We start from the raw sequence: 8,479 nt of genomic DNA, 5'->3' as shown, positions 1-8,479 counted from the left end.
CGACGACTCCAACAGCTCCACCGCCATCGCGGCCCACTGCGAACCCTGACCCGGGAAGACGAACGCCACCCGGCCCGCCGAACCGCTCACGCCCCTGACCACGCCGGTGCCCGCCGCGCCGGAGGTCAGGTCGGCCAGTCCGGAGGCGAGTTCGGGGAGGTCGGCTCCGAGGACCACGGCCCGGTGCTCCAGGGCCGCGCGCCCGCTCGCCAGCGCCAGACCGGCACCCGGCACATCCGGCTCCCGTCCCGCGAAAGCCCGCAGCCGCGCCGCCTGCCCGCGCAGCGCCTCCTCACTCCGGCCCGACACCAGCCACGGCACCACCGAGCCACCCACCACCGGAGACCCGACGACGACCTCGTCCGCCTCCACCGGCCCGTCCGCCGGAGCCTGCTCGATGATCACATGCGCGTTCGTCCCACTGAAGCCGAACGAGGACACACCCGCACGACGCGGCTCCCCCGTCCCCGGCCACTCCCGCTGCTCCGTCAGCAGCTCGACGGCGCCTGCCGACCAGTCCACGTGGGGCGACGGCTCGTCCAGGTGGATGCTCTGCGGCAGGATGCCGCGGCGCAGCGCCTCGACCATCTTGATCACGCCGGCGAGGCCGGCGGCGGCCTGCGCGTGGCCGAGGTTGGACTTCACCGAGCCGAGCAGCAGCGGGCGGTCCTCGGGCCGGCCCTGACCGTACGTGGCGAGCAGGGCCTGCGCCTCGATCGGGTCGCCCAAGCGCGTCCCCGTCCCGTGCGCCTCCACGGCGTCGACCTGGCCGGGGGCCAGACCGGCGTTGGCCAGGGCCTGGCGGATGACCCGCTGCTGGGAGGGACCGTTCGGCGCCGTCAGGCCGTTCGACGCACCGTCCTGGTTGATCGCCGACCCGCGGACCACCGCCAGCACCGGGTGCCCGTTGCGCCGGGCGTCGGAGAGCCGCTCGACCAGCACCATGCCGACGCCCTCGGAGGGGGTGAAGCCGTCGGCCGCGGCCGAGAACGGCTTGCAGCGGCCGTCGGCGGCCAGGCCCTGCTGGCGGCTGAACTCGATGAAGGTGCCGGGGGTGGACATCACCGTGACACCGCCCGCCAGCGCGAGTTCGCACTCGCCGTTACGCAGCGACTGGACGGCCAGGTGGAGCGCCACCAGCGAGGCCGAGCAGGCGGTGTCGACGGTCATCGCCGGGCCTTCGAGGCCGAACAGGTAGGAGACCCGGCCAGAGACCACGCTCGCGGCGGTGCCGGTCGCGACATGGCCCTCGGCCGACTGCGCGGCGCCGGCGAGCAGGCCCAGGTAGTCGCCGCCGTTGGTGCCTGCGAAGACACCGGTACGGCTACCCCGCAGTGCGTGCGGGTCGATGCCGGCCCGCTCGAACGCCTCCCAGGAGGTCTCCAGCAGCAGCCGCTGCTGCGGGTCCATGGCCAGTGCCTCGCGCGGCGAGATCCCGAAGAACCCGGCGTCGAAGCGGCTGGCGTCGTGCAGGAAGCCGCCCTCGCGGATGTACGAGGTGCCCTTCGCGTCGGGGTCGGCGTCGAACACCGCGTCCAGGTCCCAGCCCCGGTCGGTCGGGAACCCCGACAGGGCGTCACCTCCGGCGGCCAGCAGCTGCCAGAGCGCCTCCGGTGAGTCCACGCCGCCGGGGAAGCGGCAGCTCATGCCGACGATGGCGATCGGCTCGTCGTGGGCGACGCTCGCCACCGCCGGTCCCGTCGCGTCGGCGACCGTCCCGGAGAGCTCCTCGCCGAGGTGGCGGGCGAGCGCGAGGGCGGTGGGGTGGTCGTAGACGAGGGTGGCGGGCAGCCGCAGGCCGGCCGCGGCACCGAGGCGGTTGCGCAGTTCGACGGCGGTCAGCGAGTCGAAGCCGAGCTCCTTGAACGCCCGGCCGGTGTCGACGGCCTCCGGCCCGGGGAAGCCGAGTGCGGCGGCGATGTGCGAGGCCACCAGGTCGAGCAGGATGCGCTCCCGCTCGGCCGGGGCGACACCCGCGAGCCGGACGGCGAGTGCGCCGTTGGTGGAGTGCTGCTCCTCGGTAGCGGCGCGGACGCCCTCCAGCACCCGGGCGGCCTCGGGGATGGCGGACAGCAGCGGGCGGACCCGGCCCGAGGTGAAGGCGAGGGTGAAGCGCTGCCAGTCGATGTCGGTGACGGTCAGTTCGGTGTCGCCCCGGTCCAGTGCGTGCTGCAGGGCGGAGACGGCCAGGTCCGGCGCCATCTCCAGGATGCCGTGGCGGCGCATCCGGTCGCCGACGCCGCCCTCGGCCATGCCGCCCTCGCCCCAGGGTCCCCAGGCGACGGAGGTGGCGGGCAGGCCGTCGGCCCGCCGCTGGGCGGCGAGCGCGTCCAAGAAGGCGTTCCCGGGGGCGTAGTTGCCCTGGCCGGGGGCACCGAACGTGGCGGCGAAGGAGGAGAAGAGGACGAACGCGGAGAGGTCCAGCTCCCGGGTCAGCTCGTGCAGGTGCAGCGCGGAGTCGACCTTGACCCGCAGCACCCGCTCCAGCTGGTCGGTGGTGAGCGCCTGGATCACGCCGTCGTCCAGCACGGCCGCGGTGTGCATCACGGCGGTCAGCGGACGCTCGGCGGGGATCCCGGCCAGCAGGGCTTCGAGCGCGGTGCGGTCGGCGACGTCGCAGGAGACGATGTCGGCGGCGGCACCGAGGCCGGTGAGTTCGGCGGCGAGTTCGGCGGAGCCGTCGGCCTCCTGGCCGCGCCGGCTGGTGAGCAGCAGGTGCTCGGCGCCGTTGCGGGCGAGCCAGCGGGCGACGTGGGCACCCAGGGCGCCGGTGCCGCCGGTGACCAGCACCGTGCCGGACGGCCGCCAGCCCTCCCCCGCCACCGGGCCGACCGGGGCGTGCACCAGGCGGCGCACCAGCACACCGGAGGCCCTGATCGCGACCTGGTCCTCACCGCCCGTACCGGCCAGCACCCCGGCCAGCCGGTCCATGGCCCGGTCGTCCAGCAGCTCCGGCAGGTCGACCAGGCCACCCCAGCGGGGGGCGTCCTCCAGGGCGGCGACCCGGCCCAGGCCCCAGACCAGGGACTGCGCGGGACCGGTCAGGCGCTCGGCCCGGTCGACCGCGACGGCGCCGCGAGTGGCCGTCCACACCGGCGCCTCGATCCCGGCGTCGGCCAGCGCCTGGAGCAGCAGAACGGAGCCCGCCAGGCCGAACGGCACCGACGGGTGCGCGGAGCAGCGGTCCTCGACCGTGCCGAGCAGGGAGAGCAGGCCGGCCGGGGAGGCGCCGTCGGGGAGCTCCGCGGCCAGCCGGGCGGCCAGTGTGGTGCGGTCGAGATCGTTTTCGCCGACGGTGAGCACGGTGACGTCGGCGCCGCGTCGTTCGAGGCCGTGGGCGAGGTCGTCGGCGCGGTCCCGGTCGTCCTCCGTCGCGATGACCGCCCAGGTGCCGGAGAGCAGCGGTGCGGGCAGATCGGTGAGGGGCTGCCAGGTGATGCGGTAGCGCCAGCCATCCACGGTCGACTGCTCACGGCGCTGCCGCCGCCAGGTCGACAGGGCGGGCAGGACGGCGCTCAGCGGCGCGTCGGCGTCCAGGTCGAGCGAGCCTGCGAGGACGCCGAGGTCCTCGTTCTCGACGGCGGCCCAGAACTCGGCCTCGACGGGGTCGACCCCGGTCGGGTTCCCCTGGTCGGATGCCGCGCTGGGCGCGTCCAGCCAGTAGTGCGCACGCTGGAAGGCGTAGGTGGGGAGTGCGAGCGGCGGGACGGCGGTGGTGCCGGCGAAGGCGGCGGCCCGCCAGTCGACGGCCACGCCGCGCACCCACGCCTCGGCCAGCGAGGCCAGCACCCGGCGCGGGCCGCCCTCGCCGCGGCGCAGCGTGCCCACGGTCACCGCGTCGTGCCCGGCCGCCTCGGCGGTGTCCTGCACCGCCATCGCCAGCACCGGATGGGCGCTCACCTCGACGAAGGTGCCGTAGCCGTCGGCGAGGAGGGCGTCGACCGCCTCGGCGAACCGGACGGTGGTACGGAGGTTGGTGTACCAGTACTCGGCATCCATGGCGGAACCGTCGACCAGCCCACCGGTCACCGTCGAGAACACCGGCACCGAGCCCGCCCGCGGACGGACCTCCGCAAGGACCTCCAACAGCTCGGCACGGATCGACTCCACCTGCGCGGAATGCGAGGCGTAGTCCACCGGGACACGACGGGCACGAACGCCGTCCACCTCACACAAGGCCAACAACTCCTCCAGAGCGCCCGGCTCACCGGACACCACCACCGCCGACGGACCGTTCACCGCCGCGACCGACACCCGATCCCCGTCACCGAGACGCTCACGCACCTCCTCCACCGGCAACGCCACCGAGACCATGCCACCCAGACCCGCCAGACCACCCGCGATCGCCCGGCTGCGCAACGCCACCACCCGGGCACCGTCCTCCAACGACAACGCACCCGCCACCACCGCGGCAGCGATCTCACCCTGCGAATGACCGACCACCACACCCGGCTCCACACCGGACGCACGCCACACCTCCGCGAGGGACACCATCACCGCCCACAACACCGGCTGGACAACGTCCACCCGATCCATCCACGCATCACCCTCGACGCCGCGAACCACCTCCAGCAGCGACCAGCCATCCACGAACGGCGCCAACGCCGCCCCGCACTCCGCCATCCGCCCAGCGAACACCGACGACGACTCCAACAGCTCCACCGCCATCGCGGCCCACTGCGAACCCTGACCCGGGAAGACGAACGCCACCTTCCCGGGTGCACCCGCAGCGCCCTGCACGACACCGGCGCTCACGCCACCGTCGGCCATCGCCGTCAGTCCGGAGACGAGTTCGGGGAGGTCGGCTCCGAGGACCACGGCCCGGTGCTCCAGGGCCGCGCGCCCGCTCGCCAGCGCCAGACCGGCACCCGACACATCCGGCTCCCGTCCCGCGAAAGCCCGCAGCCGCGCCGCCTGCCCGCGCAGCGCCTCCTCACTCCGGCCCGACACCAGCCACGGCACCACCGAGCCACCCACCACCGGAGACCCGACGACGACCTCGTCCGCCTCCACCGGCCCGTCCGCCGGAGCCTGCTCGATGATCACATGCGCGTTCGTCCCACTGAAGCCGAACGAGGACACACCCGCACGACGCGGCTCCCCCGTCCCCGGCCACTCCCGCTGCTCCGTCAGCAGCTCCACCGCACCCTCCGACCAGTCCACGTGTGTGGAGGGCTCGGTGACGTGCAGGGTCTGCGGCAGGACACCCTCTCGGATCGCCATCACCATCTTGATGACGCCGCCCACCCCGGCGGCGGCCTGGGTGTGACCGATGTTCGACTTCAACGAACCCAGCAGGAGCGGCCGGTCGGCCGGACGCTCCTGGCCGTACGTGGCGAGCAGTGCCTGTGCCTCGATCGGGTCGCCCAGGGTCGTCCCCGTCCCGTGCGCCTCCACCACGTCGACCTGGGCGGGCGTCAGGGCGGCGCCGGCCAGGGCCTGGCGGATGACCCGCTGCTGGGAGGGACCGTTCGGCGCCGTCAGGCCGTTCGACGCACCGTCCTGGTTGATCGCCGACCCGCGGACCACCGCCAGCACCGGGTGCCCGTTGCGCCGGGCGTCGGAGAGCCGCTCGACCAGCACCATGCCGACGCCCTCGCCCCAGCCGGTGCCGTCCGCGTCATCGGAGAACGCCTTGCAACGGCCGTCGGTGGCCAGGCCGCGCTGGCGGCTGAACTCGACGAAGGTGCCGGGGGTGGCCATCACCGTCACCCCGCCCGCCAGCGCCATGGTGCACTCGCCGCTGCGCAGCGCCTGGACAGCCAGGTGGAGTGCCACCAGCGAGGACGAACAAGCCGTGTCGACGGTGACCGCCGGCCCCTCCAGCCCGAAGGTGTACGAGACGCGGCCCGAGGCGACGCTGCCGAAGCTGCCCGTGCCGAGATGGCCCTCGACGCCCTCGGGCACGGCACCCAGCCGGCTGGCGTACTCGTGGTACATCAGGCCGGCGAACACGCCGGTGCGGCTGCCCTTGAGCGTGCGCGGGTCGATGCCGGCCCGCTCGAACGCCTCCCAGGAGGTCTCCAGCAGCAGCCGCTGCTGCGGGTCCATGGCCAGCGCCTCGCGCGGCGAGATCCCGAAGAACGCCGGGTCGAACGAGCTGGCCTCGTAGAGGAAGCCGCCCTGGTTGACGTAGCTGGTGCCGTGCGCGTCCGGGTCGTCGTCGATCAGCGCGTCGGCGTCCCAGCCGCGATCGGCGGGGAAGCCGCCGATGGCGTCCGTCCCGGTGGCCACCAGCTGCCACAGGTCCTCGGGCGAGGCCACCCCGCCGGGGTAGCGGCAGGCCATGCCGACGATCGCGATCGGCTCGCGGTCGCGCTCCTCCATGTCCCGAAGCCTCCGCCGGGCATTGCGCAGGTCGGCGGTGGCGCGCTTGAGGTAGTCGCGCAGCTTGTCCTCGTTCAGCATGTCCGTCCGCTCCTTGCGGCAAAGAGAAGGGGGTGGCGCCCGGGTCAGGAGGTCTCGAGCTCGTCGTCGAGCAGGTCGAAGAGCTCGTCGTCGGTCGCCGTGTCGAGGTCGCGGTGGTCGTCGACGGGGTCGGCCGCGCCGCCGATGGCGTCCCGCCACTGTGTGAGCAGGGCCTGGAGGCGGAGGGTGACCCGCGTGCCGGTCTCCGCGTCGGTCGGGGTACGTACCAGGGCCTCGGCGAGGCGGTCGAGTTCGGCGAAGACGCCGGGACCGGCCGGGTCCCCGTCCTGCGGGACGGCGGCGGACAGGTGGGCGACCAGGTCGGCGGGGCTCGGGTGGTCGAAGATCAGCGTCGCGGGCAGCCGCAGGCCGGTGACCGCGGTGAGGCGGTTGCGCAGTTCGACGGCGGTCAGCGAGTCGAAGCCGAGTTCGCGGAACGCGTGGCCGGGCTGGACGGCGGCCGCGCCCGCGTAGCCGAGGACGGCGGCGACCTGGCCGCAGACCACGTCCAGCAGGATCCGCTCCCGGTTCTGCGCCGACTGCCCGGCGAGCCGTCGGCGCAGGTCCGCGGCCGGATCGGCCTCGGCCGCCCTCGCGGCGCGGCGGACGGGCGGCTGCACGAGGGATCGCAGCAGGGCCGGCACCTGGCCGCCCTGCGCGGCCGCGGCCCGCACGGTGGCCAGGTCGAGCCGGGCGGGTACCAGCACCGGGTGGTGCGGCAGGGTGATGGCCGTGTCCAGCAGGGCCAGACCCTCGGCAACCGACAGCGCGGACACCCCGCCCCGGGCCATCCGCTCGACGTCGGCGCCGGCCAGGGTGTCCGCCATGCCGCCGTCGTCCGCCCACAGGCCCCAGGCGAGCGAGGCCGCCGGGAGACCCGCGGCGTGCCGGTGCTCGGCGAGGGCGTCGAGGAAGCTGTTCGCAGCCGCGTAGTTGGCCTGGCCGGCCGCCCCGAACACACCGGCCGCGGAGGAGAACAGCACGAACGCGGCGAGCGGACGGTCCTTCGTCAGCTCGTGCAGGTTCCAGGCCGCATCCACCTTCGGGCGCAGCACGGCGGCCAGCCGCTCGGGGGTCAGGGACGAGACGATGCCGTCGTCCAGGACTCCGGCGATGTGGACCACCGCCGTCAGGTCCGTGCCGTCCAACAGCCGTGCCAGCGCGTCGCGGTCGGCCGCGTCGCAGGCGGCGAACGCCGTCTCGGCGCCGAGACCGGCCAGGTCGGCCGCCAACTCCCCTGCCCCCGGGGCGGCTTCGCCGCGACGGGAGACCAGCAGCAGACGACGGACGCCGCACTCCGCCACCAGGTGACGGGCGACCTGTCGGCCGAGCGCACCAGTGGCTCCCGTCAGCAGGACCGTGCCGCCGCCGAGGGCGTCCGTGGCGTCCGTGCCCGGCGCGCCGGTCTCGGTGACGCGCAGCAGGCGCAGGGCGGCGGCGCTGCCCGCGCGGAGCGCCAGCTGCGGTTCGTCGCTGCCGAGTGCGTAGGACAGGGCCCGCTGCGAGGCGGGGTCACCGTCCAGGTCGACCACCGTGATCCGGCCCGGGTGCTCGGACTGGGCCGACCGCAGCAGGCCCCGGACAGCCGCGGCGGGAAGGTCACCCGCGCCCGCGCCGGCCGACTTCCGGGTCACCACGACCAGGCGGGAGTCGGCGAACGCGTCCGCCGCCAGCCATTCCTGTACCAGGGCGAGCACGTCCCGGACGGCCGCGTGGGTGGCGGCTGCCGCCGCGGGGTCCTCCGCGGCGGGGAGGGCTACGACCAGGATGTCGGGAACGACACCGGTCTCGGCGATGTCCGCCAGGTCCGCGAAGGCGATCGCGCCGGCCAGGCCCAGGCCGTCCCCGCCCAGGACACCGATCACACCGTCGGGCGCCGACACCGGCAGCGAGACAGGAGTCCACTCCGGACGGAAGAGCGCATCATGGCCGCCCTGCGCGGCGAGCTGCTCCGGGGAGAACGCCCGCAGCACCAGGGAGTCGACCGTCGCGACCGGCGCACCGGAGGCATCGGCCACCGCGAGCGAGACCGCCTCGGCCCCCACAGCGGAGATCCTGACCCGCAACTCCC

At 74.6% G+C, this 8,479-nt stretch carries 2 protein-coding genes; both read right to left on the bottom strand.

The genetic code is table 11. The annotated features are described in order from the left end of the window. Positions 1–6,405, bottom strand: a 6,405-nt coding sequence (locus ACZ52J_RS42505; protein ID WP_465626787.1) for a type I polyketide synthase, incomplete at its 3' end; no start/stop codon positions are given. Between the two features lie 47 nt (positions 6,406–6,452). Continuing rightward, on the bottom strand, positions 6,453–8,479 hold a 2,027-nt coding region (locus ACZ52J_RS42500; RefSeq protein ID WP_465626786.1), incomplete at its 5' end, for a type I polyketide synthase.

Source organism: Kitasatospora sp. NPDC034035, assembly GCF_055575755.1.
This window is presented reverse-complemented; position numbering and strand designations above follow the sequence as displayed.